This is a genomic window from Pseudomonas sp. EGD-AK9 (genome assembly GCF_000465935.2).
In the GTDB taxonomy this organism is placed as follows: Bacteria; Pseudomonadota; Gammaproteobacteria; order Pseudomonadales; family Pseudomonadaceae; genus Aquipseudomonas.
This window is the reverse complement of record NZ_AVOF01000486.1, coordinates 1-1,827: the sequence shown is the minus strand read 5'-3', so window position 1 is coordinate 1,827 and position 1,827 is coordinate 1. Positions and strand designations below refer to the sequence as shown.

Sequence of the window (1,827 nt, the reverse complement as noted above, 5' to 3'; positions counted from 1 at the left end):
AGCCGGCCAGGCGGCCGGTCAGGCGCGCGCCGAGCAGCACGCCGATGGCCGGCATCGCCGCCATCACGCCGATGGCGAAGGGCCCGTAGCCCCAGGCCTCGAGACGCAGGGACACCAGCGGCAGGGTCACCCCCAGCGCCAGGCCGACTATCACCACCGCCGCACTGACGGCGAAATAGGTCATCCAGTTCATCGTTCCACTCCAGTCCATGGCGCGCGCGGCGCCGGTCGCAGTGCCCGGCGCGCAAATGCAAGGCGGCCGGGTTCCAGGGGAACCCGGCCGCAGGTGTGGCTCGCAGGGAGCCGGCCCCTCAGTTCGGGGGCTGACCTAAAGGGAGAACAGAAACGCTCTCCCCACAAACAGATTTTCGGCCAAATCCAGCGCCGAAAAAGATCTTCTGGGCTAAGGCCAGACAAGGCGCCCCGGAGCTTTTAAGCGCAGCGTACTGCAGTACGTGAGCATTAAAAGCGAGGACGCAACGCCGTATGGCCGACGACCAGGAGATCGTCCCGCTATCGTTAGAGTTTGATCCAGGTGGCCTTCAGCTCGGTGTACTTGTCGAAGGCGTGCAGCGACTTGTCGCGGCCGTTGCCGGACTGCTTGAAGCCGCCGAACGGCGCGGTCATGTCGCCGCCGTCGTACTGGTTGATCCACACGCTGCCGGCGCGCAGGGCCTTGCCCACCAGGTGGGCGCGCGACAGGTTGCTGGTCCACACCGCCGCGGCCAGGCCGTAGACGGTGTCGTTGGCGATGGCCACCGCTTCCTCCTCGCTGTCGAAGCCGATCACCGACAGCACCGGGCCGAAGATTTCCTCCTTGGCGATGCGCATGGCGTTGCTCACGCCGTCGAAGATGGTCGGCTCGACGTAGGTGCCGCCGGTTTCCTCCATGACTCGCTTGCCGCCGGCCACCAGCTTGGCGCCGTCGTCGTGGCCGGCCTGGATGTAGCCCAGCACGTTGTTCAGCTGGGTGGTGTCGACCAGGGCGCCGACGTTGGTCGCCGGGTCCAGCGGGTTGCCCGGCTTCCAGGCCTTGATCGCCTCGACCACCATGGGCACGAACCTGTCCTTGATCGAGTTTTCCACCAGCAGGCGCGAGCCGGCGGTGCACACCTCGCCCTGGTTGAAGGCGATGGCGCTGGCGGCGGCCTCGGCGGCGGCCTGCAGGTCCGGGGCGTCGGCGAAGACGATGTTCGGGCTCTTGCCGCCGGCCTCCAGCCAGACGCGCTTCATGTTCGACTCGCCGGCGTAGATCATCAGCTGCTTGGCGATCTTGGTCGAACCGGTGAATACCAGGGTGTCGACGTCCATATGCAGGGCGAGCGCTTTACCGACCGTGTGGCCGAAGCCCGGCAGCACGTTGAACACCCCGGCCGGGATGCCGGCCTCGATGGCCAGCTGGGCGATGCGGATGGCGGTCAGCGGCGATTTCTCCGACGGCTTGAGCACCACCGAGTTGCCGGTGGACAGCGCCGGGCCGAGCTTCCAGCAGGTCATCAGCAGGGGGAAGTTCCACGGCACGATGGCGGCGACCACGCCGACCGGCTCGCGGGTCACCAGGCCCAGCTGGTCGTGGCTGGTGGCGGCCACTTCGTCGTAGATCTTGTCGATCGCCTCGCCGCTCCAGCGCAGGGCGTTGGCGGCGCTGGCGACGTCGATGCTCAGCGAGTCGCTGATCGGCTTGCCCATGTCCAGGGTTTCCAGCAGGGCCAGCTCCTCGCCGTGCTGCTCGATCAGCTCGGCGAAACGGATCATCACCTGCTTGCGCTTGGCCGGCGCCAGGCGCGACCAGGCGCCGGAGTCGAAGGCGGCGCGGGCGTCACGCAC

Annotated in this window: 1 protein-coding gene and 1 pseudogene; both read right to left on the bottom strand. The window is 67.6% G+C overall.

The window, feature by feature from the left end; genetic code table 11:
• Positions 1-193: pseudogene (locus N878_RS19300) on the bottom strand (MFS transporter); the annotation flags it as partial.
• Between the two features lie 326 nt (positions 194-519).
• A partial coding sequence (locus N878_RS19295) for an aldehyde dehydrogenase (protein ID WP_021445205.1) occupies positions 520-1,827 on the bottom strand: 1,308 nt, incomplete at its 5' end.